The 26,867-nt window shown below is 63.2% G+C and carries 28 protein-coding genes; 12 read left to right on the plus strand and 16 right to left on the minus strand.

The genetic code is table 11. From position 1 onward, the window contains the following. The first annotated feature begins 73 nt into the window (after positions 1 to 73). A complete protein-coding gene (locus CNX70_RS25075) occupies positions 74 to 2,548 on the plus strand; it encodes a TonB-dependent siderophore receptor (RefSeq protein WP_096237770.1) in 2,475 nt (824 codons plus the stop codon). A 113-nt stretch (positions 2,549 to 2,661) separates the two neighbouring features. On the opposite strand, the gene CNX70_RS25080 is transcribed toward CNX70_RS25075, so the two are convergent. The 7 genes from CNX70_RS25080 to CNX70_RS25110 all read right to left on the minus strand — a co-directional run bounded on the left by CNX70_RS25080 (position 2,662) and on the right by CNX70_RS25110 (position 9,832). Further along, complete coding sequence (locus tag CNX70_RS25080; protein ID WP_096237771.1) at positions 2,662 to 3,912, minus strand: MFS transporter; 1,251 nt, start codon at positions 3,910 to 3,912, stop codon at positions 2,662 to 2,664. A gap of 717 nt (positions 3,913 to 4,629) precedes the next feature. Further along, positions 4,630 to 5,001: a thioredoxin family protein gene (locus CNX70_RS25085; RefSeq protein WP_167389783.1), complete on the minus strand. Its 372-nt coding sequence runs from the start codon at positions 4,999 to 5,001 to the stop codon at positions 4,630 to 4,632. A gap of 21 nt (positions 5,002 to 5,022) precedes the next feature. Continuing rightward, positions 5,023 to 5,718 (minus strand): fumarylacetoacetate hydrolase family protein, encoded by a 696-nt coding sequence (locus CNX70_RS25090; RefSeq protein ID WP_096237773.1) that lies wholly within the window; start codon positions 5,716 to 5,718, stop codon positions 5,023 to 5,025. 76 nt (positions 5,719 to 5,794) lie between these two features. Beyond that, a complete protein-coding gene (locus tag CNX70_RS25095) occupies positions 5,795 to 7,090 on the minus strand; it encodes an MFS family transporter (RefSeq protein ID WP_071076010.1) in 1,296 nt (431 codons plus the stop codon). A gap of 154 nt (positions 7,091 to 7,244) precedes the next feature. After that, the gene (gene pcaF / locus CNX70_RS25100; RefSeq protein ID WP_096237774.1) at positions 7,245 to 8,447 is read right to left on the minus strand and encodes a 3-oxoadipyl-CoA thiolase; all 1,203 of its coding nucleotides are present in this window, start codon (positions 8,445 to 8,447) and stop codon (positions 7,245 to 7,247) included. 34 nt (positions 8,448 to 8,481) lie between these two features. Then, positions 8,482 to 9,123 carry a 3-oxoacid CoA-transferase subunit B gene (locus CNX70_RS25105; protein ID WP_096237775.1) on the minus strand — a complete coding sequence of 214 codons (642 nt, stop codon included), beginning with the start codon at positions 9,121 to 9,123 and terminating at the stop codon, positions 8,482 to 8,484. A gap of 10 nt (positions 9,124 to 9,133) precedes the next feature. Then, positions 9,134 to 9,832: a 3-oxoacid CoA-transferase subunit A gene (locus tag CNX70_RS25110; RefSeq protein WP_034746807.1), complete on the minus strand. Its 699-nt coding sequence runs from the start codon at positions 9,830 to 9,832 to the stop codon at positions 9,134 to 9,136. A gap of 165 nt (positions 9,833 to 9,997) precedes the next feature. On the opposite strand from CNX70_RS25110, the gene CNX70_RS25115 reads away from it, so the two are divergent. Next, on the plus strand, positions 9,998 to 10,825 hold the full coding sequence (locus CNX70_RS25115) for an IclR family transcriptional regulator domain-containing protein (RefSeq protein WP_096237776.1): 828 nt from the start codon (positions 9,998 to 10,000) through the stop codon (positions 10,823 to 10,825). Here the strand turns inward: CNX70_RS25115 and CNX70_RS25120 are convergent, their stop codons facing one another. The 4 genes from CNX70_RS25120 to CNX70_RS25135 are packed head-to-tail and all read right to left on the minus strand — an operon-like array spanning position 10,826 to position 12,941. Beyond that, positions 10,826 to 11,683 carry a ChaN family lipoprotein gene (locus tag CNX70_RS25120; protein WP_096237777.1) on the minus strand — a complete coding sequence of 286 codons (858 nt, stop codon included), beginning with the start codon at positions 11,681 to 11,683 and terminating at the stop codon, positions 10,826 to 10,828. Positions 11,684 to 11,725: 42 nt separating this feature from the next. Next, on the minus strand, positions 11,726 to 12,157 hold the full coding sequence (locus CNX70_RS25125) for a DUF6691 family protein (protein WP_096237778.1): 432 nt from the start codon (positions 12,155 to 12,157) through the stop codon (positions 11,726 to 11,728). Further along, the gene (locus CNX70_RS25130) at positions 12,154 to 12,579 is read right to left on the minus strand and encodes a YeeE/YedE family protein (RefSeq protein ID WP_096237779.1); all 426 of its coding nucleotides are present in this window, start codon (positions 12,577 to 12,579) and stop codon (positions 12,154 to 12,156) included. Before CNX70_RS25130 ends, CNX70_RS25125 begins: the two co-directional genes overlap by 4 nt. Before the next feature lie 8 nt (positions 12,580 to 12,587). After that, positions 12,588 to 12,941 carry an ArsR/SmtB family transcription factor gene (locus CNX70_RS25135; RefSeq protein WP_071075569.1) on the minus strand — a complete coding sequence of 118 codons (354 nt, stop codon included), beginning with the start codon at positions 12,939 to 12,941 and terminating at the stop codon, positions 12,588 to 12,590. Positions 12,942 to 13,272: 331 nt separating this feature from the next. Here CNX70_RS25135 and CNX70_RS25140 point away from each other — a divergent pair, with 331 nt between their 5' ends. Further along, complete coding sequence (locus CNX70_RS25140) at positions 13,273 to 13,656, plus strand: hypothetical protein (protein WP_096237780.1); 384 nt, start codon at positions 13,273 to 13,275, stop codon at positions 13,654 to 13,656. Positions 13,657 to 13,998: 342 nt separating this feature from the next. On the opposite strand, the gene CNX70_RS25145 is transcribed toward CNX70_RS25140, so the two are convergent. The 3 genes from CNX70_RS25145 to CNX70_RS25155 are packed head-to-tail and all read right to left on the minus strand — an operon-like array spanning position 13,999 to position 16,360. After that, entirely contained in the window at positions 13,999 to 14,178 is a 180-nt protein-coding gene (locus CNX70_RS25145) for a hypothetical protein (RefSeq protein WP_096237781.1), read from the minus strand. Positions 14,179 to 14,197: 19 nt separating this feature from the next. Continuing rightward, positions 14,198 to 14,779, minus strand: a complete 582-nt coding sequence (locus CNX70_RS25150; protein ID WP_096237782.1) for a DUF1697 domain-containing protein — start codon at positions 14,777 to 14,779, stop codon at positions 14,198 to 14,200. A gap of 15 nt (positions 14,780 to 14,794) precedes the next feature. Beyond that, positions 14,795 to 16,360, minus strand: coding sequence for a sensor histidine kinase (locus CNX70_RS25155; RefSeq protein ID WP_096237783.1), 1,566 nt, complete (start codon positions 16,358 to 16,360; stop codon positions 14,795 to 14,797). Positions 16,361 to 16,567: 207 nt separating this feature from the next. On the opposite strand from CNX70_RS25155, the gene CNX70_RS25160 reads away from it, so the two are divergent. Together CNX70_RS25160 and CNX70_RS25165 are read left to right on the plus strand one after the other, a co-directional pair. Next, a complete protein-coding gene (locus tag CNX70_RS25160; protein ID WP_244198953.1) occupies positions 16,568 to 16,906 on the plus strand; it encodes a hypothetical protein in 339 nt (112 codons plus the stop codon). Then, positions 16,903 to 17,748, plus strand: a complete 846-nt coding sequence (locus CNX70_RS25165) for an HDOD domain-containing protein (RefSeq protein ID WP_096237785.1) — start codon at positions 16,903 to 16,905, stop codon at positions 17,746 to 17,748. Before CNX70_RS25160 ends, CNX70_RS25165 begins: the two co-directional genes overlap by 4 nt. Positions 17,749 to 17,889: 141 nt before the next feature. Here the strand turns inward: CNX70_RS25165 and CNX70_RS25170 are convergent, their stop codons facing one another. Beyond that, on the minus strand, positions 17,890 to 18,216 hold the full coding sequence (locus CNX70_RS25170) for a hypothetical protein (RefSeq protein ID WP_034746769.1): 327 nt from the start codon (positions 18,214 to 18,216) through the stop codon (positions 17,890 to 17,892). A 677-nt stretch (positions 18,217 to 18,893) separates the two neighbouring features. Between CNX70_RS25170 and miaB the strand changes: the two genes are divergently transcribed. The 3 genes from miaB to ybeY are packed head-to-tail and all read left to right on the plus strand — an operon-like array spanning position 18,894 to position 21,776. Further along, a complete protein-coding gene (gene miaB / locus CNX70_RS25175; RefSeq protein ID WP_096237786.1) occupies positions 18,894 to 20,261 on the plus strand; it encodes a tRNA (N6-isopentenyl adenosine(37)-C2)-methylthiotransferase MiaB in 1,368 nt (455 codons plus the stop codon). Next, entirely contained in the window at positions 20,258 to 21,322 is a 1,065-nt protein-coding gene (locus CNX70_RS25180; RefSeq protein ID WP_096237787.1) for a PhoH family protein, read from the plus strand. Before miaB ends, CNX70_RS25180 begins: the two co-directional genes overlap by 4 nt. Further along, entirely contained in the window at positions 21,306 to 21,776 is a 471-nt protein-coding gene (ybeY, locus tag CNX70_RS25185; protein ID WP_096237788.1) for an rRNA maturation RNase YbeY, read from the plus strand. The genes CNX70_RS25180 and ybeY overlap by 17 nt, the downstream gene beginning before the upstream one ends. Positions 21,777 to 21,811: 35 nt before the next feature. On the opposite strand, the gene CNX70_RS25190 is transcribed toward ybeY, so the two are convergent. Next, positions 21,812 to 22,777, minus strand: a complete 966-nt coding sequence (locus CNX70_RS25190; protein WP_096237789.1) for an MBL fold metallo-hydrolase — start codon at positions 22,775 to 22,777, stop codon at positions 21,812 to 21,814. 86 nt (positions 22,778 to 22,863) lie between these two features. Here CNX70_RS25190 and CNX70_RS25195 point away from each other — a divergent pair, with 86 nt between their 5' ends. The 4 genes from CNX70_RS25195 to lnt all read left to right on the plus strand — a co-directional run bounded on the left by CNX70_RS25195 (position 22,864) and on the right by lnt (position 26,835). Further along, a complete protein-coding gene (locus tag CNX70_RS25195; protein ID WP_096237790.1) occupies positions 22,864 to 23,784 on the plus strand; it encodes a LysR family transcriptional regulator in 921 nt (306 codons plus the stop codon). Positions 23,785 to 23,813: 29 nt separating this feature from the next. Beyond that, positions 23,814 to 24,233, plus strand: a complete 420-nt coding sequence (locus tag CNX70_RS25200; RefSeq protein ID WP_096237791.1) for a DUF4259 domain-containing protein — start codon at positions 23,814 to 23,816, stop codon at positions 24,231 to 24,233. Positions 24,234 to 24,350: 117 nt separating this feature from the next. Then, the gene (locus CNX70_RS25205) at positions 24,351 to 25,229 is read left to right on the plus strand and encodes a CorC family transporter (RefSeq protein WP_071075558.1); all 879 of its coding nucleotides are present in this window, start codon (positions 24,351 to 24,353) and stop codon (positions 25,227 to 25,229) included. A 79-nt stretch (positions 25,230 to 25,308) separates the two neighbouring features. Continuing rightward, positions 25,309 to 26,835 (plus strand): apolipoprotein N-acyltransferase, encoded by a 1,527-nt coding sequence (lnt, locus tag CNX70_RS25210; protein ID WP_096238673.1) that lies wholly within the window; start codon positions 25,309 to 25,311, stop codon positions 26,833 to 26,835. The last annotated feature ends 32 nt before the right edge of the window (positions 26,836 to 26,867 follow it).

Genomic DNA, 26,867 nt, shown 5'->3' on the forward strand with positions numbered 1-26,867 from the left:
TTCACGTGCATGGTTCCACTTTGTGCATCTCGTGCGTCAAGGCAGCTGAGATCAATCAAAAAAGGCTGTCACCATGTCCGCTCGAATCGTTAACGTTTCCTCACCGCGCGCGCTGCGCACGCGGCTGCATCCATTCGCCCTGGCTGCCCTGCTGCTGGCCGGCGCCGGCCTGCACACCCAGGTGCTGGCCCAGGCCGCGCCAGCGGCCGCCAGCTACACCATCCCCGCCGGCCCGCTGGCCGGCGCCCTGAACCGCTATGCGCAGCAGGCAGGCGTGTCCATCGTCATCGACGCTGCCAAGGTGCAGGGGCTGCACACGGCCGGCCTGCAGGGTAGCTACACCATCGATGACGGCTTTGCCGTACTGCTGCGCGGTAGCGGCTACGCCATCGGCAAGACGGCGACCGGCTATGTGCTGATGGCAGCGCCGGCATCCGCCCCCACGGCGGCGGCCGGTGCAGCCTCGGCGGCCGAGCGCACCATGCCCTCGATAACCATCGTCGGCCAGGCCGAGCAAGGCGCCACCACGGAAGGCAGCGGCTCCTACACGGCGCGCAAAATCACCCTCGGCAAGGGCGAGCAATCGATGAAGGACATGCCGCAATCGGTGAGCGTGCTGACGCGCCAGCGCCTGGATGACCAGGGCATCACGGACTTGCGCGAGGCCGTCAATAACGTCACCGGCGTCGTCGGCGTGCATGGCGTGGGACCGGGCGTGGTGATCACGGCGCGCGGTTTCCAGATCGATCAATGGCAATACGACGGCGTGCCCATCGACCGCAATACCTATGCACTGGGTAACTGGGGCCAGGAAAACATGGTCATCTACGACCGCCTGGAAGTGCTGCGCGGCGCTTCCAGCCTGCTCGAAGGCACGGGCAGCCCGGGCGGCTCCGTCAATCTGGTGCGCAAGCGCCCACTTGCCACGCGCCAGGTCGCGCTCACGGGCCGCGCCGGCTCATGGGACCATTATGGCGTCCAGCTTGACGTCAGCACGCCGCTGAATGCGGACGGCAGCCTGCGCGGACGCGCCATCGTCGATGAAGACGACAGCCACTCCTTCATCGACCAGGTGTGGAGCAAGAACCGCACCGTGTATGCGGCACTCGACTACGACCTCGGTCCCGCCACCACCCTGGGCCTGGCCGTGAGCAACGTCAACGGGCGTGGCCGCCCGATGTTCATCGGCCTGGCGCGCTACGCCGACGGCAGCGAACTGGGATTGCCCCGTTCGACCTATACGGGCGCCGACTGGAACCGCAGCAAGGTGGAACAGACCACCGTCAACCTGGACCTGGAGCACCACTTCAACAGCCAGTGGAGCTTCAAGACGGCCGCGCTGGGCGTCAATGAAAGCACCAGTTCGACCCACCAGCGCATGGCCGGCACCATCAAGGCCAATGGCAGCGGTTCCATGTACGGCGACTTCTCCACCGATTTCAAGAACCAGAAGCGCGGCATCGACGCCTTTGTGCGCGGCAAATTCGATGGCCTGGGCATCGCGCAGGAAGTCGTCGTCGGCGCCAGCTATGTGAAGTTCCATTCCGACGACCGCTATGCGCGCGCCTGGACGCAAGGCGCGCAGATCTTCAATATCGATCATCACCGCCCGTGGCAGGATTTCGACACCATCGCCGCGCGCGGCGTGAGCTCCAACAGCACCTACGACATGCGCCAGAAAGGCCTGTACGGCAACTGGAACGGCCAGCTGACAAGCCATCTGAAAGCCCTGCTGGGCGGGCGTTTCAGCTGGTATGACTTCGTGTATGCCCCAAAGGGTGGCACAGTGGACACCACCAGCGTCACGGCCAAGTTCACGCCATCGGCAGCCCTGATGTATGCGCTGACGCCGCAATGGTCCACCTACGCCAGCTATACGGGCGTGTTCCAGCCGCAGACGAACCGCAACGCGGCGGGCCAGATCCTCAAGCCGATCACGGGCGACAGCTACGAAGCGGGCGTCAAGGGCGAACTGCTGGACGGTAAAGTCAATACCTCGCTGGCCATCTTCCGCTACGAGCACAAGGACCGCGCTGTCAACGATTACGCGGCCGGTTTCGCCTGCGACGGCTGGTACTGCTCGCGCGCCTCGGGCAAGGTGCGCAGCCAGGGCCTGGAAGCGGAAGTGGCCGGCGAGGTGGCGCGCGGCCTGCAGCTGTCGGCCGGCTATGCCTATACGGCGACAACCTATCTCAACGATCCGGACAACAAGGGCGAGGTCTTCTCGACCTGGACGCCGAAGCACATGCTGCGCCTGTGGTCCGGCTATACCCTGCCAGGTGAGTGGAACAAGTTCAGCGTCGGCGCCGGCGTGAACATGCAAAGCCATACGGTCGATACCGAGCGCACCTTCAAGCTTGCCGGCTTCTCGATCTGGAATGCGCGCCTGGCCTGGCAAGCCACGCCGCAGGTGGCCCTGTCGGTCAACGTCAACAACGTCTTCGACAAGCGCTACATCATTCCGGCCTACAACACCACCGGTTCGAATAACTACTTTGGCGACCCGCGCAACGTGCAACTCACCCTGAAGTACACGCCGAAGTGGTAAGTAGGTCTGTCGGCCAGGATGATGGCGTGGTGCAGGCCGCATAAAAAAACCCCGGAAGCTGGATGCCAGCTTCCGGGGTTCGTTCCATCAGGGGATTCAGCCGGCGCGGGCGTTTATTCCCAGGCTTCCTTGCCTGCCCTCGGCTTGCCCACCATCAGCAACGCGCCCAGGGTCAGCACGGCCGCCAGCGACAGGTAATAGCCCACGTATTGCAAGCCATGGTTGGTGGCCAGCCAGGTGGCGATGTACGGCGCCAGCGAGGCGCCCAAAATACCCGCCAGGTTGAACGTCAGCGAGGCACCCGTGTAGCGCACTTCGGGCGGGAACAGCTCGGACAGCATGGTGCCCAGCGGTCCGTAGGTCATGCCCATCAGGCCCAGGCCGACAGCCATGAAGAGCGTCACTTCCCACGTCACGCCGGAGCCGAACATGGGCGCCAGCACCAGGCCGAAGATGGCGATGGCGACGGAAACCCAGATCATGGTGGCGCGGCGGCCGCGGCGGTCGGCCAGCACGGCCGAAAACGGAATCGTCAACGCAAAGAACAGCACGGCAAACAGCTGCACGACGAGGAATTCCTTGCGCGTGAAGCCCAGTTTGGTCGTACCCCAGCTCAAGGCAAACACCGTCATCAGGTAGAACAGCACGAAGGTGGCCAGGGCAATGATGGTGCCCAGGAACAGCATGCGGCCATGCTGGCGGAACACGGTGGCGACGGGCAGTTTGACGACTTCGTTCTTCTCGATGACCTTCTGGAAGTCCGGTGTTTCCGTGATTTTCAGACGCACATACAGGCCGACGATGACCAGCAGCGCGCTGGCCAGGAAGGGGATGCGCCAGCCATAGCTGAAGAATTGCTCATCGGTCAGGGTTTCGCTGAGCAGCAGGAAGATGCCGCCCGACAGGAAGAAGCCGATTGGCGCGCCCAGCTGCGGGAACATGCCGTACCAGGCGCGTTTGCCCGGTGGTGCATTTTCCGTGGCCAGCAGCACCGCGCCGCCCCATTCTCCGCCCAGGCCCAGGCCCTGGCCAAAACGGCACAGCGCCAGCAGCAACGGCGCAAGGGTGCCGATGGCGGCATACGTCGGCAGCAAGCCGATGATGACGGTGGAAATACCCATGGTCAGCAAGGCCGCCACCAGGGTGGCCTTGCGGCCGATGCGGTCGCCAAAGTGGCCGAACACGGCCGAACCGATGGGGCGGGCGAAGAAGGCGATGGCAAACGTGGCCAGCGACTGCAGCACGGCGGCCGACGGGTCACCGGCAGGGAAAAACAGTTTCGGGAACACCAGCACGGCGGCAGTAGCGTAAATATAAAAGTCGAAGAACTCGATGGTGGTGCCGATCAGGCTGGCGAACAGCACCGTGCCGGGGGAATTTTTCTTGGGGGGGTGCTCGGGGGCTTACTCATTTACTGCGCTCCTTGGGGAGGGTGTCTAAAGGCCATTCTCTGGATGTTTTTTCAGGCAGCAGCACAGCACGTTGTATCAGTAACCGCCAGTAAATTATTGTTATTTCTGACTTCCATAAGCGGCGCGCTGCTGCGTTGGCAGCCGCTCGCAGTGCTCGCACTGCGTCGCGACAGCCGCCTTGCATCGCATCCGCTTCTGTTCGTCATAAATTTACAATAATTTCCCGACGATTACTTAGGCGCATTGTTCACATATCATAGCCGTGCACGCACGCATTTGCCGCGCATTTGCTATTAAATTTGCAAACAAAAACAACGGTTTTTGTTGCCGTAGCGAACTGCTGGCAACGCGCGCTATCGCGCTGTGATCAGTGCTGATTTAGAGAAACAACGGTCGTGCGCCATCCGGTTACCCGGGGCACGGCAGGAAAGGCGTCAGGGGATGGGCGACGTGTATCAGGCCCGGCGTATCGCCAGGCATTCCGTACCAGACCCGCGCGTCGGCATCGCGGCATCGGTCATTTGTGGTGAATCCTTGCCTGCGGCCCCTCCGGGTGGAGCGGGCCGGCGATGATCGCGCTGCATCACGAAGGATGCGGTTGATCTTGCTGTAAGCGGCTTATCATACGCGCAGTGCTGCAGTGCGGCAAGGTCGTTTGAAGTGCCAACCCTAGCGGCGAGGACTGGGGTCGGACCCTGAGGGTCCGACCCCGGCATTTGCCGTTGGGTGAATCAGGCTGAACGCCCTGGCGATCTCGGCACTGTCGAGCGGACGCACGATCCGCGCCACTTCCTGGCCATCTTTCAAAAAGATCAGGGTCGGCCACAGTTTCACCCGGAATGAACGCCCGAGCGCGCGGCCGGGGCCGTCTTCCACGCGCAGGTGCGGCACCCCGGGGTGCTGCGCAAACGCGGCGGCCAGCGGCGCCTGGGTGGCACGGCAGTGGCCGCACCAGCCCGTGCCAAATTCCAGCAGGGCCGGCCCCGTCAAGGCGTCGATCTCGGCGCGCGTGGGTTGTGCTACAGAATAAGTGTCGCTCATCATGCCGTTTTCCTTGTCAGCTTAGACCACTTTCACGCGCAAAGTGCCCAGGCCATCGATGGCCCCCACCAGCTCGTCGCCGCGCTGCACGGCTGCCACGCCGGCCGGCGTGCCCGTGTAGATCAGGTCACCGGGCTGCAAGGTGAAATAGGTCGACAGGTCGGCGATGGTTTCCGCCACGTTCCAGATCAGCATGTCGACGCTGCTGCCTTGACGCAGCTCACCGTTCACGTGCAGGGTGATGGCGGCATGCTGGACGTCGCCCGCCAGCGCGGCCGGGGTAATGGGGCCGATGGGCGCCGAGTGCTCGAAGGCCTTGCCCGTCTCCCATGGACGGCCCTGCTTTTTCGCTGCACCCTGCACGTCGCGGCGCGTCATGTCCAGGCCGATCGCATAACCCCACACATGGCTCAGCGCATCAGCCACGCCGATATCGCTGCCGCCCTTGCCGATGGCCACCACCAGTTCCATCTCGTGCTGGAAATCCTGCGTTTGCGCGGGATAAGGCAGCTCGCCCGTCGTGCCAGCTGGCACGGGCAGCACGGCATCGTTTGGTTTCATGAAGAAAAACGGCGCCTCGCGGCCCGTGTGTCCCATTTCCTTGGCGTGGTCGACATAGTTGCGGCCCACGCAATAGATACGGTGGACCGGGAAAGTATCAACGCTGCCGGTGACGGGAACGCTGGGCTGGATGGCGGCGGGAATGACATACGACATGAAGACTCCTGATCGGCACGATAAAAAGGCTGTGATGAAAAAGGGACACCGCAGTGTCCCCCATTTTACGACAACGTTACTTCAGCAGTCCCGAGCGGCTCGGGTCCGGCATGCGGATGGCGACGATGAAGGAAATCAGGCACATGACGGTGACGTACCAGTAGAAGTAGTCTTCCACGTGCCAGGCCTTGAACTGCAGCGCCACGTATTCGGCCGAGCCGCCGAACATGGCGTTGGCGACCGCGTACGACAGGCCCACGCCCAGCGCGCGCACTTCGACGGGGAACATTTCCGCCTTGATCAAGCCGCTGATCGACGTATAGAAACTGATGATGGCCAGCGCGATGATGATCAGGCCAAACGCCGCGTATGGGCTGGTGATGTCTTTCAAGGCATGCATGATCGGCAGCACGCACAGGGTGGCCAGGCCACCGAAGAACAGCATCGAGGTACGGCGGCCGATACGGTCGGACAGGGCGCCGAACACCGGTTGCAAAATCATGTACACCAGCAGGGCGCAGGTCATGACGGCGCTGGCCGTCTTGGTATCCATGCCGGCCGTGTTGACCAGGTATTTCTGCATGTAAGTGGTAAACGTGTAGAACACCAGCGAGCCGCCGGCCGTAAAGCCGAGTACCGTGATGAAGGCGCGCTTGTGCTTGAGCAAGCCGCGCAGGCTGCCCGCGTCCTTGTCCTTGCGCTCGCTGGCGGTGGTTGTTTCGGTCAGGGATTTACGCAGGTTCAGCGACACCAATGCCGCCAGGGCGCCGAAGACGAACGGGATACGCCAGCCCCAGGCACGCAGCTCTTCCAAGGTCAAGAGTTGCTGCAAGACCACCAGCACCAGCAGCGCCAGCAACTGGCCGCCGATCAGGGTCACGTACTGGAACGAAGCGAAGAAGCCGCGCCTGCCCGATTCCGACACTTCACTCATGTAGGTGGCGCTGGTGCCATATTCACCGCCCACGGACAGGCCCTGGAACAGGCGCGCCACCAGCAGCAGGAACGGCGCGAAGGCGCCGATGGTTTCATACGTGGGCAGCACGGCGATCATCAAGGAACCGCCGCACATCATCAGCACGGAAATCATCATCGACTGGCGGCGGCCGTATTTGTCGGCGATGCGGCCGAACAGCCAGCCGCCCACGGGACGCATGAGGAAGCCGGCGGCAAAGATGCCGGCCGTCTGCAGCAGCTGCGTGGTGGGATTACCGGAAGGGAAGAAAGCGTGCGAGAAGTACAGCGCGCAGAACGAGTAAATGTAGAAGTCGAACCATTCGACCAGGTTACCGGAGGAAGCGCCAATGATGGCCTTGATGCGCTGCTGGGAAGTCAGCTGCGCAACGTCATGCGGAGTATCGTGGGATGTCATATCAGTCTTCTTGTTCGTGTAAAAAAGCCAGCGCCAGCCCGGTTGCCCGGGCTGGTTTTGCATCATACGCCCTTGATCCGGGTCAAAAAGCCGCCCGACATACGCGTTAATACGTAGCGCCGGCAACTTTTTTTTCGCCTATGGGCGCGCAGGGTCAGACCCGTTCCAGCACCAGCGCGATGCCCTGGCCCACGCCGATGCACATGGTGCATAAGGCATAGCGCCCGCCCGTGCGGTGCAGCTGGTTGACGGCCGTCATGGCCAGGCGCGCGCCCGACGCACCCAGCGGATGGCCGAGGGCAATCGCGCCGCCGTTCGGGTTGACGCGCGCATCGTCATCGGGCAAGCCCAACTGGCGCAGCACGGCCAGGCCTTGCGCGGCAAACGCTTCGTTCAGTTCGATGACGTCGAAGTCGGCCAGGGTCAGCCCCGTCATGGCCAGCACTTTCAAGGTGGCGGGCGCGGGGCCGATGCCCATGATGCGCGGCGCCACACCGGCCGTCGCCATGGCCACCACGCGCGCGCGCGGCGTCAGGCCAAAGCGGGCCGCGTTGGCCTCGTCGGCCAGCAGCAGGGCCGCGGCACCATCGTTGACGCCGGACGCGTTGCCGGCCGTAATCGTGCCATCCGCGCGCACGACGGGTTTCAATTTGGCCAGGGTGTCCAGCGTGGTGGCGCGCGGATGCTCGTCGCGCGCAACGATAATGGGCTCGCCCTTCTTTTGGGCGATGCTGACAGGACAGATTTCACTGTCGAACACGCCCGCCTGCTGCGCCGCCAGTGCTTTCACCTGGCTGGCCAGGGCGAACGCATCCTGGTCCGCGCGGCTGATGCCAAAATCGCTGGCCACGTTTTCCGCCGTTTCCGGCATCGAATCGACGCCGTACTGCGCCTTCATCAAGGGGTTGATGAAGCGCCAGCCGATGGTCGTGTCTTCCATTTTCATGCCGCGCGCAAAGGCGCTGCCGGCCTTGCCCATGACAAACGGCGCACGGCTCATGCTTTCCACGCCGCCGGCGATCAGCAAGCCCGCCTCGCCGCTCTTGATGAAGCGCCCGGCGCTGCCGATGGCGTCCAGGCCCGAGCCGCACAAACGGTTCAGGGTGGCGCCGGGCACGCTGTCGGGCAAGCCGGCCAGCAAGGCCGCCATGCGCGCCACGTTGCGGTTATCTTCGCCCGCCTGATTGGCGCAGCCGTACAGCACGTCCGTGACGGCCGTCCAGTCCACGTCGGGGTTGCGCGCCATCAAGGCACGGATGGGCACGGCGCCCAGGTCGTCGGCGCGCACGCCGGACAGGCTGCCACCGTAGCGGCCGAATGGCGTACGCTGCGCGTCGCAAATGTATGCGTGGGTCATGTTCTTTCCTCCAAGAAAGTGGTTTGATGTTGGATTAGCGGGCATCCGTCAGCGGCACGGCCGTCAACGCTTGCAGTTGCGCAAAACTCAAGCCAGCGGCCAGCTCGACGACGGCGGCGCCGTTTGGTCCCAGGTCGAGCACGGCCAGGTCGCTGTAGATGCGGCTGACGCAAGCGATACCCGTGAGCGGATACGTGCAGGCCTGCACCAGCTTGCTTTCACCCGTCTTGGTCAGCAATTCCATCATGACCCAGGTTTTTTTCGCGCCGATGGCCAGGTCCATGGCGCCGCCCACGGCAGGAATGGCGTCCGGGGCGCCCGTGTGCCAGTTGGCCAGGTCGCCCGTGGCGGAGACTTGAAACGCGCCCAGCACGCAGATGTCCAGGTGGCCGCCGCGCATCATGGCGAAGCTGTCGGCATGATGAAAATAGCTGCCGCCGGGCAGCAAGGTGACGGGCTGCTTGCCCGCGTTGATCAGGTCGTAGTCTTCCTCGCCGGGTGCGGGCGCGGGGCCCATGCCGATGACGCCGTTTTCGCTGTGCAGGATGATCTCCGCACCGGCCGGCAAGTGATTCGCCACCAGGGTCGGCAAGCCGATGCCCAGGTTCACGACACTGCCTTCATGGATGTCGGCCGCCACCTTGGCCGCCATTTGATCTCGATTCCATTTGTTCACTTGATACTCCTCAGGCAGCTTTGAAGCCGGCGGGGCCGGTGGCCGTGCGCGGCACTTGCACGATGCGCTGCACGAACAGGCCCGGCGTGATGACGTGTTCGGGGTCGATGCTGCCCAAGTCAAGCACCTCGTGCACGGAAGCAATGCTGACCTTGGCGGCCATGGCCATGATGGGGCCGAAGTTGCGCGCCGTCTTGCGGTAGGTCAGGTTGCCCCAGCGGTCGCCCTGCTCCGCCTTGATCAGCGCGAAATCGGCATGGATGGGCGACTCGAACACATACATGCGGCCATCGATCTCGCGCGTTTCCTTGCCCTTGGCCAGGTCCGTGCCATAGCCCGTGGGCGTGAAAAAGCCGCCGATGCCGGCGCCGGCGGCGCGGATGCGCTCGGCCAGATTGCCCTGCGGCACCAGTTCCAGCTCCAGCTTGCCCGCGCGGTACAGCGCGTCGAACACGTGGGAATCGGCCTGGCGTGGGAACGAGCAGATGATCTTGCGCACTTGCCCGTTTTTCAGCAGGGCGGCCAGGCCCGTATCGCCATTGCCCGCATTGTTGTTGACGATGACGAGGTCGCGCGCGCCCTGGGCGATCAAGCCGTCGATCAGCTCGGCCGGCTGGCCCGCGCCGCCGAAGCCGCCAATCATGACGGTGGCGCCATCGTGGATATCGGCCAGCGCATCAAGCACGCTGGAACGCAGTTTGTCGATCATTGCTGTCTCCTCCCAATCAAATCCATCATCCATTTGTTCGCATTGTGAACAAATATTCGTATTTAGAACTTATTCGTGAGAATATGCCTGATCGGCGCGCTTGTCAATTTGCCGTTTTCACCACCGCCATGGCTATAATTGCCACCTTGCCCCATTGGAATCGCCATGACCGACCGCCGCAGTACGCCCGTTTCCGCCGAAGAACTCCCTGATGCCGACGGCGCCCCCCGTCCCGGCGACAGCTATGTGCAATCGTTCGCGCGGGGCCTGGCCGTCTTGCGCAGCTTTGGCGCGCAGGCGCCGCAGCAGACCCTGAGCGAAGTGGCGGAACGGGCGCAGCTGACGCGCGCGGGCGCGCGGCGCATCCTGCACACCTTGCTGCATCTCGGTTATGTGGAAGCGGATGGACGGCTGTTCCGCCTGACGCCCAAGGTGCTCGACCTCGGTTACGCCTATCTGTCGTCCTTGCCCGTGTGGACGCAGGCACAGCCGCTGCTGGAAGAATTGATGCAGACCTTGCGCCAGTCGTGCTCGGCCACCGTGCTCGACGGCGACGACATCGTGTATGTCGTGCGCCTGTCCGCGCACCGCACCATGTCGATCAACCTGGGCATCGGCAGCCGCCTGCCCGCCTACTGCACCTCGATGGGACGTGTCTTGCTGTCGGGCCTGCCGCCCGAGGCGCTGCGCGAACGGCTGTCGAGGATGGCATTGCTGAAAATCACGCCGGCGACCAAGGTCGATATCGAGGTCTTGATGGAAGAGATTGCGCAAGTGCGGCGCCAGGGCTGGTGCCTGGTGCAGGAAGAGCTGGAACAGGGCTTGATCGCCCTGGCCGCGCCCGTGTTCGACCGGGCCGGCAAGGTGGTGGCGGCGATCAACGTCAGCGGCCAGACGGCGGGGCCGTCCGTGGCGCATTTGCTGGAACACAGCTTGCCGAAACTGCTCGATACGGCAAGCCGGGTCAGCGCCCTGGTGCGGGTGCAGCAGTGATTATTTCTTGAACTTGGCGCACGGGTCCGGGCGCGGCTGCGCCGGCATCGTTTGCGTCAGGTCGAACGTACCCTTGAAACCGGTGCTACCCTGCTCCAGGTAACCGATGCTGCGCAGGTTCAGTTGCGGGTCGGCCAGCTTCAGCCAGCGGGGCACGCCGATATCCTTGCGCACATGCTCATTGCCGGCGATCAGCACCACGTCGCGCGGCGCCTGGTCGCGGATCAGCTTGGCCATCCAGATATCGCGCGCCACCTGGGCGTTGACGACGCCCTTGATCATCATCTCAGGCAGCATATTGCAGCGGGCCGCCTGCACTTCCTTCTGTTGCCCTTCCAGGATATCGGCCGGCACGGGCGCGGCCAGGTAAGTGGCCACCATGGCGGGCGGCATGGCCCACTGGATGCCGTCGCGCACGATGCACGAAGCATCGGCCGGCGACAAATTGCCGGCGACCAGGGTCAATTGATAGCTGATGACGAGGTCCAGCACGGGCCGGTACAAGCTCCAGTCCCAGCGCGGCTGTTCCATCACGCGGATGATGCAATCGGGGTCGGCGCAATCGCGCGCGGCGCGCGTCAGCAAAGCCTGGTTTTCGCGATCGAATTGCTCCATGACAATCACGGGACGCCAGCCGGCCGCCAGGCGGCGCTGCAACTCGGCGACGCGCAAGCGCTGGCCTTGCACATTGTCATGCACTTCGCCCAGCAGCAGCACTTGCGGATTAGGCAAGGTGTCGGCCACGGGTGCGGGAGCGGGCGGGGCTTCCTTCTTCAGCAAACTGCCGCAGGCGGCCAGCGCCAGCATGCTGCACAGCAGGGCGGCGCGCGCGCCGGCGCGGAAAATCACGGTTGTCATGTAAGCGGTATCCAAAGTGGCGATGCGCCAGATTGTACCGTCTCAGGCTGGCGCGGACAGCTTGCGGCGCTCCAGCACTTCAAAGAGGAGCATGCCGGCCAGCATCGCACCGGTAAAGATCCAGGCCTTCGGCTGGCCCGCCAGCAGGGAGACGAGGGCGGGACCGGGACAGAAACCGGCGATGCCCCAGCCCGCGCCAAAGGCCAGGCTGCCCAGCAGCAAGCGCCGGTCGATGCGGCGCGACGCAGGCAATTGCAGGGGTTCGCCCAACAGCGCCGTGCTGCGCCGTCCTGCCAGCCAGAAGGCGGGCATGGCCACGCCGATGGCGCCGCCCATCACCAGCGCCAGGGACGGGTCCCAGGCGCCGGCCAGGTCGAGGAACCCGAGCACCTTGGCCGGGTTGCTCATGCCGGAGACGATCAGGCCCAGACCAAAGACGAGGCCGCTCAACAGGGAAAGGAGTAGTTTACTCATAGGTGGCGCAACAGATAGACGGTGAGGAAACCGGCCGCCATGAAAACACAAGTGGCCGCCAGCGAACGAGGAGACAGGCGCGACAGGCCGCACACGCCGTGGCCGCTGGTACAGCCGGCGCCATAGCGCACGCCCACGCCCACCAGCAGGCCCGCCACGGTCAGGGCCAACGTGCCCGCCTCGATCTGCACGGGCGGCAAGGCTTGCCACAACTGCCACAGCAGGGGCGTGCCGACCAGGCCGGCAAGAAAGGCGATGCGCCAGCCCAGGTCGCCACTGCGCGGGCGCAGCAAGCCGCCGAGGATGCCGCTGATGCCGGCGATGCGTCCATTGAACAGGATCAATAGCGCAGCCGCCAAACCGATCAGCATGCCACCGGCCAGCGAGGCCCACGGCGTGAAGTGCTGCCAAGCAATAGTCATGGTCGGCCTCAGTCCGCTTCGTCGTTGAACGGCAGACGCGGCGCGCAGAACTGCGCGTACAGCACTTGCAGCACGGCCAGCACGGGCGCGCTGGCGACACGATAATAAATCTGCTTGCCATCGCGCCGCGTGGCCACCAGCATCTCTTCGCGCAGCACGCCCAGCTGCTGCGACAGCGTCGGCTGGCCGATGCCCACTTTTTGTTCGAGGTCGCTGACGCAGTGCTCGCCCTGCGATAGCTGGCACAGCAGCATCAAACGGTCGGCATTGCCCATGGCCTTGAGCAGCGAGCTGGCCTTGTAGGCCGAGCCACGCATGGCGTCGAGGTTGTATTCGGCGTGCTGTGTTGCAACTGTCTCCATCTTGCCCTCCCACCGGCGGTCATATTGATCATCATGCGATAAACAATATACTAATCAATATATTGTTTTTCTGCTGGTGATTCGCACAAAAAAACAACAGTATTTTTCACTGATAGCGTGCTCATGCGAAGTGTGCCGCAGCGATAGCCTTCACGCTATCAAAATGATAAATATTCGTAATTTAAAGCAAATATACGTAGCAAAATTGCCACGACTTGTGCTGTAATAAGACCTCATCAGAAAAATTGTGATACGCCCCCGTACAGGCGCATTATCCGTTTAGGTGCAGGCCGGTTTCGGCCACGCCGCGCGGTGAACCAGGGAGTCAACGATGAAGATTTTTCAGCCGCTATGCGTGGCCGTGCTGGCGCTGTCGGCGTATGCCGGCAATGTGGCCGCCAGCGCGCCCGCCGTGAGCGACGACAGTCTCGCTTTCAACAACATGACGGACAATCCCACCTGGGAAACGCCGGACTTGCCGTATGCACGCCTGCTGACGCAGCACTCGACGCTCAATGCGACCCCGCGCTGGCTCAACGCCGGTACGCGCCAAAGCGCACTGGCGCCCCCCACCGCCGCCGCCACGCCTGCCGTACAACAGCCGAACGTGCCGCCGCCCGTGCCCGAAGCGAGCATGGTCTCGATGTTGCTGGTGGGACTGGGTTTGCTGGCATTGAGCATGCACGGTGAAAAACAGGAAAAATTCGATGGCTGACCTTATTTCGGCGACCGATGCCGCTACGTCAAAAAAATTCCGCCTGGTGCGGTAATGCAGTTCAGATAGCGCCCCTACGCGACCAGTAGAGCTGCAAAACGGATTAAAGCCCCAGTCACCCGCACAGGTGTACCGGGCCAAGCGAGCCTGAAAAATGTCGAGGGCAAGGCGCAGCGACGAAGACAGTACGCATGTACGGCGAGGAGCTGCAACGCCGCCATCGGCATTTTCTCGGGCTCGCGTCTCCGGCCCGCCATTTTGACGTTTTTACACCTGACACCTTTGCCTTTCAATGCGTCGGACAGCTTAACTGAACGGCATTACGCCTGGTGCGGAATTTTTTTACTTGTCCAGCAAGCGGCACACCCTTTCGATATTGCCCACCGGAGTACCCGACTTCAGGGCGCGCGCGATGCAGCCCGCCTTGTCCGGGCCCGAGGCGGACATGAGCACGAAGGCCGTGCCCAGCGCGCTGACGGCGAGCAGCAGGATTAGCACGCCCTTGACGATATCCCAGTTCATGGCGTCGCGATGGCAGGCATCAGTGCTCCTTGGCCGAGGTGGCTGCCACCTCGGGCCCGTTCAGCAACGCATGTAATTTTTGCATGGTGGCCCAGTTGCGCGAGGTGACGCCATCGCCCAGCAGCGCGCCCAGTGACGCCACCACCTTGCTGGCCAGCACGCCATCGGGACACCAGGCATACGCGGCCCATCGCCCCAGCGCCAGCGCTTCCGGCTGCCACGGCCGCTGCAAGAGCGGCGCCAGGCGCTGGATATCGGCCGAATTATTCAGCACCAAGGTCAGCAGACGGGCCGCATCGGCCGCCGGCGCCAGGGTGTTTTGTTCGATCAGTTCGGCAAACTGGCTGGCCGACAGCACCGTCACCCGGGCCGCCACGCCCAGTTTCAGCACCAGCGCTTCCTCGATGCGGGCAGCAGCCTCGGCCGGCGCCACCGCGCCACCGTCATACACCACGTTGCCGCTGTTGAGTACCGTGCGTACCTGCGCAAAACCCAGGTCACCCAGCAGCTTGCGCAAGTCGGCCATGGCCACGCGCTTGGCGCGCCCCACATTGATCCCGCGCAGCAGCGCCACTTGCTGACTGTTTTCTAGCTGTGCCATATCTCTTCTCCTTGCCTATGCCGGGCTGCTGGTGCTGTCCGGCAACGGCGTCACCGTGGGCAGGCGCAGCAGGAATGTTGCGCCCTGTCCCAGCGTGCTGCTGACCGTGATGGTGCCGCCAAACTGCTTGGCAATCAAGTTGAACACGATATTCAAGCCCAGTCCCGTGCCGCCCTGCCCCCGCCGCGTGGTGACAAACGGGTCAAACACGCGGTCAAGCATGTCGGGCGCGATGCCGCGCCCGTTATCGCGCACCTGCATGGCGATCCACTCGCCGTCGCGACGCACGCCGATATGGATGTTGCCGACAGTGTCCGCATCGAAGGCATGCTCGACACAGTTCAAGACCAGGTTGGTCAGCACCTGCGCCAGCGCACCCGGATAGCTGTCAAGCATGATGTCAGGCGGGCAATCGATATCGATGCTGATGCGCGTCTTTTTCAGGGTCGGCTGCAGGCTCGAGATCACTTCCCCGATATAGTCGCGCAATTCGAACAAACGGCGCGCCTCGCTGACCTGGTCGACGGCGATCTGCTTGAAGCTGTGGATCAGGTGCGCGGCGCGATAGGCATTGTTCATGATCAGCCGTGCGCTCTCGCCGGCCGTTTCCAGGTAGCGCACGATATCGGTTTTCTTCACGCTGCCGCCGGCCACCGCTGCGCTGATGTGATCGGTAGCTTCCTTCAGCACCGAGGCGCTGGTCAGCGCAATGCCGACCGGGGTATTGATTTCGTGCGCCACGCCGGCCACCAGGCTGCCCAGCGAGGCCAGGCGTTCCGACTGCAGCAACGATTCCTGCGCGCGGCGCAGCTCGTCCATCGCCTGCGCCGTCTCCTGCTGCGAGCGACGTGCCATGTCTTCCGCCTCGCGGCTGCCCTCGATGATGGACTTGAGCTTGCGCTGCACGGCATTGAAGCCGCGGATCACGTCGCCCAGTTCGTCGCGCCGGTTTTCCGGCAGTTCTTCGACCTCGTCGCTGCCGCGCGTGGCCAGGTCGATCAAGCCGTCGCGCAACTGTTTCAAGGGACCGAAGACGATGCGCAGGCTCAGCGCCAGGGCACCCACCAGGATGATGTCAAGCAGTAATACTTCCAGCACCTTGCGCCGCACTTCGCCGCGCAGGGCCGCATCGATCTGCGCGCGGCTGAAATTGACGATGACCTTGCCGACGATCACCGGCTTGCCGCCCGTGGCCGCCGCCACGGCATCGCGGAACACCAGCGGCGCCTCGACGGGCGTGCCGCCCATGGCCACGTCGGAGGTCAACGGCACCAGGGTGCCGGCCGCGTCGCGCACTTCCCCCGCGAACAGGCCCACGGAAGCGTCGTAGACGCGGATGCCGACCAGTTCCGGCGGCAGCATTTCGGCCGCGACAATGCTGTCGACCTTGGATTTATCGAGGTCCCACAGGGCCGAAGGCAAGCTCGTTTGCAAGCGCGTGAGCACGCCGCTGCGCAGGCGCGCGCTGCCCGATTCAAGTTCCTTGCTTAAGGTATATTGTGTATAGCTGCCGGAAATACCCAGCACCAAGGTGACGATCACGACAAAAAGCAGGGTCAGCCGGACTTGGATACTCACCATCGATCAACACTCCCAGGGCCAGGCCAGCCGCCGGCCCGCGGCGCGGGCGCAGATACGTCAGCAATGCAACTGCCTGTATCAAATGTACGGTATGACATGCTTATTGGCAAGATTTACAGTATTTCCACTTTAGACAGGGACCTTGATACAGGTTGAGACATTGCGTCATGGCAATGGTAATATCCCGCAATCATCTAAGGAGTCGTCATGGCGGTCACGCATCAACATCTACCACTGGAACAAGTTCGTCCTGGCATGATCTTGTCGGATGTCTTGCTCGACGCGCATGGACAAGTGCTGTTGCCGCAAGGCGCGGTACTGACGGAAAACATGCTGTCCCTGATGCCGCGCCACGGCATCGCCATGCTGCCGATCCAGGCGCCGCCCCCTTCGCCAGAGGTAGTGGCCGCGCAGCAGGCGGCCGATAGCGAACGGCTGGCCTACCTGTTCCGCAAGCTGAATCCGGACGATCCCGAGGACGCGGCCACGACCTTGCTGCGCAACTATGTCACGCAATATCGCCTGGGCACGGGAGAGCCAGCATGAGCACCCAGCTGACGCTCGACGATATCGTCGCCCACCTCGATGACCTGCCTTCCTTGCCCGCCGTCGTCATGGAGCTGCTCAACAGCATAGACCAGGAAGACGTCGATATTTCCGTGCTGGCGAAAAAAGTCTCATACGACCAGGCGCTGACGGCGAAAACCCTGCGCCTGGCCAACTCCTCGCAATATGGCTTGCAAGTCAAGGCCACCACCATCCAGCAGGCGATCACCTATCTGGGTTTCCAGACCACGCGCAGCCTGATCACCTCGGCCGCCATCACGGGCTGCTTCCCGGAAGGGCGCTGCCCCGGCTTCGACGACAAGGCCTTCTGGCGCCATTCGGTAGCGACGGCCGGATGCGCCAAGGTGCTGGCGCGGCAGATCCGCTTCAACCAGGATTACGCCTTCACGGCCGGCTTGCTGCATAACATCGGTCGCCTGGTGCTGGTCAGCAGCTTTCCCGCACACTACGCGCAAGTCATCGTGCACCAGGCAGCGCACGATTGCAGCCTGCTCGAAGCGGAGCGGGCCGTGCTGGGCGTGGACCACGTGCAGGCAGGCGTGGCACTGGCCGAACACTGGAATTTTTCCGACACCATGCGCCTGGCGCTGGCCAACTACCTGCAGCCGGAAACGCCAGGGGCCGGTTTCCTGGCAGCGCTGATCCACGTCGCCAATGCCATCGTCTGTGCGCTCGACCTGGCGCAGGCGGGCGACGACATGGTGCCGCGCGTCTCGCCGGTGGCCTGGGATGCGCTGGGCCTGAGCGAAGAAACGTATCTGCAACTGTTCCGCGAAACGGAGTTGCGCTACGACGAAATTACCTCGGCACTGCTGAGCTAAACGCTGCGCCAAATGCCAACGGCTCTCGCCGCGAAGCGAAAGCCGTTATGGGTACTGCGGTGTCTCCATGCTGCCCGGTCCACACCAGCCTGTTGCCGCCAGCAGTGACGCAAGCGGCACAGTCAGCGTGCAACCGCCACATCAGTGCGCGTAATTCGATTCTTGCGCATCGCCGCGGTCTTCCGCTTTTGGACGGCCCTGGGCGTCAGACAGACGATATTTGGTGCGGCGGTCGCCCATCAAATCGCGCAGGTCACGGATGCTCATGCCCGTCACTTCGTGCATGCGGATCAGCAGCGAGGCGCCGACCGGCAAGCGGTGATGGCGGATCTTGCTGATGACAGGTGGCGCCACTTCTAGCAAGCGCGACAGGGCTGCGTCGTTTTTCAGCTGCATCTTGCTCAGCAGAATATCCAGCAGGTGATTCGGGTTGTAACTCTCTTGCGATGCTAATGCATGATGTGCCATGATTTTTCCTCGTCTAGTGAATGTTCAAAGAATGCCGATACGAACTTAAGGCTGGCTTAGAGTGTTTAAATAAACGTCTTTCCATCGAATTCAGCCTCCCCTCCGCCTTCCCTCCTTGTCGCACTGCCTGCACAGGACTCGCACAGCCAACGTGCGCAGCTTGCCGCGTGAGTACATGCACTGCAACCCACTGAAATGAATTGCATATAAAGCAATATACTAGTCCAAACAGGCGGCATCTGCGCCTCGCGCAAACTTCCTGATTGTTAAATATCAATCAAGCTGCTAGTTGGCTTGCCAACGATGCTATTTCAACACATTAGGATGCCAGCGGCCGCACACAAGGCTTTGCAGCAACTTGTTACAAATCAATGGTGTCGCACGGCAATAAGTGCTCTGCGGCATCGCCGTGCCGGGCGCCGTATTTAGGCTGCAATCTTGTCGGCATGCTCAGCACAACATGGCCCGTCCCGGCGATTTACGCTAAACTATGGCCTGAACTTGCAGCGAGCCTGCCAGCGGGCAGCCAGAGGCGCCCGGCCGGTGATACACCGCCTCCCGCCCCGAGCGGCGCACGGCACAAGCCCCCTGCCCGGCTTATTTGCCGCCACACTTAGTTGTCCCACTTAGTTGTCTCACTTACTTGCCGCCACATTTACCGATAAGCATCCGACTCCATGCAGAAAAAAGTATTCATTAAAACCTTCGGCTGCCAGATGAACGAGTACGACTCGGACAAGATGGCCGACGTACTGGGCGCTTCCGACGGCCTGGTGCGCACCGACACGCCGGAAGATGCCGATGTGATCCTGCTCAACACGTGCTCCGTACGCGAAAAGGCACAGGAAAAAGTGTTTTCCGACCTGGGCCGTCTGCGCGAGCTGAAACTGGCCAAGCCGCACCTGCTGATCGGCGTGGGTGGCTGCGTGGCCTCGCAGGAAGGCGACGCCATCGTCAAGCGCGCGCCGTATGTCGACATGGTCTTCGGCCCGCAAACCCTGCACCGCCTGCCGCAGATGATCGAACTGCGCCGTTCCAGCGGCGCCTCGCAGGTCGACATCAGCTTCCCGGAAATCGAAAAATTCGACCACATGCCGCCAGCCAAGGTGGACGGCGCGTCGGCGTTTGTTTCCATCATGGAAGGCTGCAGCAAATATTGCAGCTATTGCGTCGTGCCCTACACGCGCGGCGAGGAAGTGTCGCGCCGCTTCGAAGACGTGCTGACGGAAGTGGCGGGCCTGGCTGCCCAGGGCGTCAAGGAAATCACCCTGCTGGGACAGAACGTGAACGCCTACCGTGGCGCGATGGAAGGCGGAGACATTGCCGACTTCGCCCTGCTGCTCGAATACGTGGCCGACATTCCCGGCATCGCGCGCATGCGCTTCGTCACCAGCCACCCGAAGGAATTCACGCAGCGCCTGATCGACGCCTATGCGAAGATCCCGCAGCTGGTCGACCATTTGTACCTGCCGGCGCAGCACGGTTCCGACAAGATCCTGGGCGCCATGAAGCGCGGCTACACGGGCCTCGAATACAAGTCCATCATCCGCCGCATCCGCGCCGTGCGCCCGAACATGGCCATTTCCTCCGACTTCATCGTCGGTTTCCCTGGCGAGACGCAGGCCGACTTCGACGCCATGATGAAGCTGATCGCCGACGTGGGGTTTGACAACAGCTACAGCTTCATCTTCAGCAAGCGCCCCGGCACGCCGGCGGCCAGCCTGGCAGACGATACGTCGCATGAAATGAAACTGGCCCGTTTGCAGCAGCTGCAGGCGGCCATCGACGCCAACACGCGCAAATACAGCCTGGCCATGGTGGGCAGCGTGCAAACCATCCTCGTCGAAGGCCGTTCGAAGAAGGACACCGATGACAGTGAACTGCAAGGCCGCACGGAAAACAACCGCGTCGTCAATTTCGACGCCGGCCCGAACGGCTTGCAACTGATCGGCCAGCTGGTCGACGTGCGCATCACCGAAAGCCATTCCTACACCCTGCGCGGCGAACTCGTCGCCGGCGCTTCCGCATTGAAAAGAGCCAGTTGAAAACCAAAGCCCCGATACAGCCGCATTACTTCATCCCCGAGCCGCTGGACAACACGCGCCTGGCGCATCTGTGCGGGCCGCTCGATGAAAACCTGCGCCAGATTTCCGCCGCCCTCGACGTGACGATCTTCCGCCGCGGCGAGAAATTCATCGTCGGCGGCAGCAATGCCGAACGGGCCGTGGAAATCCTCGACCAGTTCTACGCCATCGCCAACAAGGTCGTGCCGCTGGAAGAAGTGCAGCTGGCCTTGGTGGAACAGCGCGCAGGCCTGTCCGCCGCCTCGGAACACCACGTCAACGCGCCTGCCAGCACCTTCGTCGAGCCGGACATCGCCAGCCCCGTGCTGAAAACGCGGCGCAGCGACCTGCGCGGGCGCACGCCGCACCAGATCGCCTACCTGCGCGACATCCTCGAACACGACATCAGCTTCGGCGTGGGTCCGGCCGGTACCGGTAAAACGTATCTGGCCGTCGCCTGCGCCGTCGACGCGCTCGAACGCGACGCCGTCAAGCGCATCATCCTGACGCGCCCCGCCGTTGAAGCGGGCGAGCGCCTGGGCTTCCTGCCGGGCGACCTGGCGCAAAAGGTCGACCCGTATTTGCGGCCCCTGTACGACGCGTTGTACGATTTGCTGGGCTTTGACCGCACGCAAAAACTGTTTGAGAAACAGGTGATCGAGATCGCCCCGCTGGCCTACATGCGCGGGCGCACCCTGAACCACGCCTTCGTCATCCTCGATGAAGCGCAAAACACCACCGTCGAACAGATGAAGATGTTTTTGACGCGCATCGGCTTCGGCAGCAAGGCCGTGGTGACGGGCGACGTGACGCAAGTCGACCTGCACAAGAGCCAGACAAGCGGCCTGATCGACGCCGTGCACGTGCTGAAAGACGTGCGCGGCATCGGCTTTACGCAATTTAACAGCAGCGACGTGGTGCGCCATCCGCTCGTCGCGCGCATCGTCGATGCGTATGAAACGGCGCAAGCGGCCGGCGCCAGCGCCGCCCAGTTACTTCCTTTATTGACACCAGCTGCCGCCAAAAATGTCCGAAAAAAATAAACTGTCCTTGTCCGTGCAATACCCGGACGCCCGCCTGGAAACCCTGATCACGCGGCCCAAAGTGCGCCGCTGGGTCAAGGCGGCTCTGTTTGCGCCCGCCGAACTCACCATCCGCTTCGTCGACGCCGAAGAAGGCCGTACCTTGAACCGCGACTACCGCGAAAAGGATTACGCCACCAATGTGCTGACCTTTGCCTACAACGAAGGCGAAGAATTGAATGACGACGAGCCGACGCGCGCCGACATCATCCTGTGCACGGACGTGCTGGAAAAGGAAGCGGCGGAACAAAAGAAAAGCGTGGACGAGCACACGGCCCACCTGATCGTGCACGGCGTGCTGCATGCGCAGGGCTACGACCACATGGATGACGAGGAAGCGGCCGAGATGGAGGGGCTGGAGACCGAGATCCTGGCGACGCTGGGCATCAGCGACCCGTACGCGGACCAGAAGTAATCGCAAAGCCGGCACGCGCCGGCTTTTTTACGGCATCACCAGGCGCTGTAATTGGCAGGCAGCCAGCGGTAGCCGTCGCCCTTCTCATCCCTGGCGATATGGCCGATGCCGGGAAAACTCAGATGCGCCGCGCCGACCCAGTAACCGTTTTTCGCCGCATCGGCCATCTCGCCGGCGCGCTGCGCTTTCGCCATGGCCGCATCGACATCGAAACGGATGGTGGTGCCCGGGTGCGCAAACTGCACCGCGCCCGCATGCAGCATGTCGCCCAGCAGCAGCAGTTTTTGCCCGCCGCTTTCCACCGCATAGTAACTGTGGCCAGGCGTGTGGCCATGGGCGACCACCGCGCGGATACCGGGCACGATCTCGGCGCCGCCCTGGAACGGGGTCAGCTTGCCGGCCGCCACATACGGCGCCAGCATGGCCTGCGCTTCGTCAAAACCGTGGCGCTGGCCTTCGGCGGCACTGGCCTGGTTGGCCCGGTTCAGCCAGAAGTCGCTGTCCTGACGGTCCACATACACATGCGCATTCGGGAACAGCCGCTGGCCATCGTGCGACAGGCCGCCAGAATGGTCGGCATGGATATGCGTGAGCAGCACCGCATCGATCTGTTCGGGTGCGTAACCGGCATTGCGCAGGCTGCGCTGCAAGCGGCCCGCCTGCGCGCCCATCGGCAGGCCAAACAGGTCGCCCGCGCCCGTATCGACCAGCACCAGCTGCTTGCCGGTATTGATCAGGAAGGCATTGATCGAGGTTTCCGTCATCGGCTGCAAATGTGCCGCGCGCAGGCTGGCGGCCAGCGCGGCGGGCTTGATCTCGGTCAGCAGCTTGTCGAGCGGGATGGTGACGGTGCCGTCGGACAGCGCCGTGACCTGGAACTGGCCAAGCATCATGCGGTAGATGCCGGGTGCCGGCGTCTGATCAAATGGGGCGGCGGCCAACGCCGCATGGGATAACGTCAGGCCGGCAAGCAGCGCGGCCAGGGGTTTGATGGCAAACATGGAATCTCTTTCAAAAATGGTGATACGGCAGTAGACTCCTTCCCGACACATAAATGAAATTGATTATTTGAATTGGAGCCATCCAAATGCTGGATATTCGCGGTGTCGACCTGCCCCTGCTGGTATCGCTCGACGTGCTGCTGGAAGAAAAACACGTGACGCGCGCGGCCGCCCGGCTGCATCTGAGCCAGCCCGCCATGTCGGCCCAGCTGGCCCGGCTGCGCGCACTGTTCGACGACGCCCTGCTGGTGCCGGCCGATTCCGGGCGCGGCATGCTGGCCACGCCGCGCGCGCTTCAATTGCAGGCGCCGCTACGTACGGCGCTGGCGATGCTGGGGCAAGCCGTGCGCCGCGATGCGCCGCCGTTCGATCCGCGCACGGCCGAGCGTACCTTCCATATCGCCGGCAACGACAACGCCGTGCTGATGCTGATGCTGCCGGTGGTGCAGCAGGTTGCGGCGTTCGGCGGGCCAGGCTTGAAGCTGGCGTTCCGCACGCCCGAACCGGCACAGCTGGCCGGGCAGATGGAACGCGGCGAGATCGACCTGCTGGTCGGTGGCAGCCGCTTTGTCCCCGCCACCCTGGACAAGAGCCCGGTACTGCTGGTCGAACACCGCATGGCGCAGCGCAAGGGCCATCCGCGCGGCACCGGGCCGCTGGACCTGGACAGCTATTGCGCGCTGCGCCATATCGTCGTCTCGACCAATGGCAGCTTCCATGCCTTCATGGATGAACAACTGGCGCAGCAAGGCCGCACGCGCAGCGTACTGATCGCCGTGGCCCAGTACAACCTGGTGCCGCCGATGCTGGCGGCCACGGACCTGGTCTGTACGCTGCCGTCACGCTTCCTGGAGCGCTTTGAAGGCCAGCTCGACACGTTTGATTTGCCATTGAGCGTGCCGGCGCTGGATCTGTCGCTGGCCTGGCATCCGCGCAGCGAGCACGATGCGGGTTTGCGCTGGCTGCGCGAACAGGTGGTGGCCAGCAGCCAGGGCATGCCACAATAGCACCATCGCACAACTACGCAAGGACAACTATGGGAACCTGGGCACTGGATGCCTTCGGCAACGACTACGCCATGGATTGGGCGCAGGATCTGCACGAATACAAAACCCTGGAACTGGTCGAGACGACGCTCGACAACGTCATCGACAGCCAGGAGGCGGAACTCGAAGCGCCGTTCGCCGCCGAGGCGCTGGCCGCGCTGGAAGTGATCGCGCGCCTGCAAGGCAAGCCGGGAGAAAACGACCCGGCCACGGCGGAAGTGGACGAATGGGTGGCCGCCTGCAAGAAGAAAGTCACGCCGCCGCTGCTGGAAAAGGCGCGCCAGGCGCTGGACAAGATCGTGGCCGAGTCGTCGGAACTGCGCCAGCTGTGGCAGGACAGCGAGCATTTCACGGACTGGCTGGCGGACGTGGCGGCCTTGCGCGGCCGCGTGCTGGGCCAGGACGCCTGAAACGTCGGGCAACGCCGCACTTCAACGTATTAAATTTGCATCAAAAGCGGGGAAATCCGGTATTCCCCCACTTTTGGTGTATCCTATATCCCTTCGCAACAACGGCTCACGCCTACTATGCCCGAGCACCCTAGTGGCGTCAGAACTGACGTCAAGCCCCACCGGTCACTGTTTGAACGCCTGACCGCACTCATATCCCCCGAGCCAGAGAACCGTGCAGAATTGCTCGATGTTCTACACGATGCGCATGAACGCAAGCTGATCGACGCCGACGCCCTGTCGATGATCGAAGGCGTGTTTCAGGTATCGGATCTCTGTGCGCGCGACATCATGATTCCCCGTTCGCAAATGGATGTCATCGACATCAGCAAGCCGATCGAGGAATGGATGCCGGAAGTCCTGTCCACCGCCCACTCGCGCTTCCCCGCGATCGAAGGCGAGCGCGACAAGGTCATCGGCATCCTGCTGGCGAAAGACTTGCTGCGTTATTACGCAGAAGAAACTTTCGACGTGCGCGACATGCTGCGCCCCGCCATCTTCATCCCCGAATCGAAACGCCTGAATGTGCTGCTGCGCGATTTCCGCGCCAACCACAATCACATGGCCATCGTCGTCGATGAATACAGCGGCGTCGCCGGCCTGATCACAATCGAAGACGTGCTGGAACAGATCGTCGGCGATATCGAGGACGAATACGACTTCGACGAAGCCGAGGACAACATCCTCTCGCTCAAGGAAGGCCAGTTCGGCCCCCGCTGGCGCGTCAAGGCGCTGACCGAGATCGAACAGTTCAACGAAGAGGTGGGCAGCCACCTGGTGGACGACGACGTCGACACCATCGGCGGCCTGGTCTCGAAGTACCTGGGCCGCATGGCGCACAAGGGCGATATCTTCGACCTGGGCAATCTGCGCTTCGAAGTGCTGCGCGCCGATGCGCGCCAGGTGCACGTGCTGCTCGTCGAGCGCCTGCCCAACGTGCCGGAACTGGAACTCTGACATGCGCGTGCTGTAAATGCGTTTCAGACGCTTGGATCCCAACGCCCCCGCCAAACCGCCCCGCAGCACGTGGGCGCGCATGCTGACTGCCGCCGTTGCCGGTGCCGTCGCGGTGCTGGCGTTCGCCCCTTTCGGCTACTGGCCATTGCAAATCCTCAGCCTGGGCGTGCTGTTCTACCAGGTGCTGCGCGCGGCAAACGTCAAGGCCGGCGCGCTGATCGGATGGGCCTATGGCTTCGGCTGGTGCGCGGCCGGCACGCACTGGCTGTATATCTCCATGCACCGCTATGGCGACATGGCCGCACCGATCGCCGCCATCGCCGTGGCCTTGCTGGCCCTCTTGATGGCCATTTACGTGGCCCTGGCCATGGGCGCGGCGGCCTGGCTGCGCCAGCGCTGGGTGCTGTCCCTGCCCGCCATGACCCTGCTGGTGCTGCCGGCTACCTGGACGCTGTTCGAATGGACGCGCGGCTGGCTATTTACGGGTTTCCCGTGGCTGGCCACGGGCTACGCCCACAATGCCAGCCCGCTGGGCGGCTTTGCCCCCATCGTCGGGTCGTATGGCCTGGGCTGGCTGGCGGCGCTGTCGGCCGGTGCCCTGCTGCTGCTAGTCCACCCCCTGCACCGCACGCGGTGGTTAGCGCTGGGCGGCGTCATCGCGCTGTATGCGGCCGGCGTTGGCTTGCAATACGTGAACTGGACCCATCCGGTCGGACGCGCGATCACGGTGCGCCTATTGCAGGGCAATGTGCCGCAGCAGCAGAAATTCGACCCCGGCTTCGTGCTGGGCGCCCTGCAGATGTACCAGAGCGCCATCACCAGCGCGCCGGCCGACCTGATCGCCACGCCGGAAACGGCCGTCACCGTGCTGCCGCACCAGCTGCCGCCAGGCTATCTGGATAGCCTGGGTACGTACGCGCAGCAGACGGGCAGCACGATTTTGCTCGGCATGCCCGTGCTCGACGAACAGCAGCGCTTCTACAATGCGGCCGTGGGCATCACGCCCAACGGCACGCCGGGTCCGTACTATCAGTACCGCAAGCACCATCTGGTACCGTTCGGCGAATTCGTGCCGCCCGGCCTGCACTGGTTTGTCGCCATGATGGCCATCCCGCTGGGCGACATGGGCCGCGGCGCGGAAGTACAAGCGCCTTTGCCCGTGCGCGACCAGCTGGTGCTGCCGAATATCTGCTACGAAGACTTGTTTGGCGAAGAAATCGCCGGCCAACTGGCCAGCGCTCACCGCAATGGCAAGCAATCGGCCTCGGTGCTGTTGAATATCTCGAACCTGGCCTGGTTTGGCGACTCGATCGCCATCCCGCAACATCTGCAAATTTCGCAGATGCGCAGCCTGGAAACGGGCCGCCCCATGCTGCGCTCGACGAACACGGGCGCCACCGCCGTCATCGACGGCAAGGGCGTGGTGCAAAGCCTGCTGCCGCCGGAACAGCAAGCCACCCTGGCGGCCAAGGTACAAGGCATGGGCGGCATGACGCCATACATTCTGTATGACAATAAACTGGTGCTGGCCCTGGCCGCGCTGGCCTTGCTGACGGCCTTCCTGCTGTCGCGCGCCGCGCGCCGTGCCCGCGCTGCGCAGCAATAAGCGGCCGATATTGCCCGAAGAGTCACAGTGGG

This window comes from Janthinobacterium svalbardense, assembly GCF_002327145.1.
In the GTDB taxonomy this organism is placed as follows: Bacteria; Pseudomonadota; Gammaproteobacteria; order Burkholderiales; family Burkholderiaceae_D; genus Janthinobacterium; species Janthinobacterium tructae.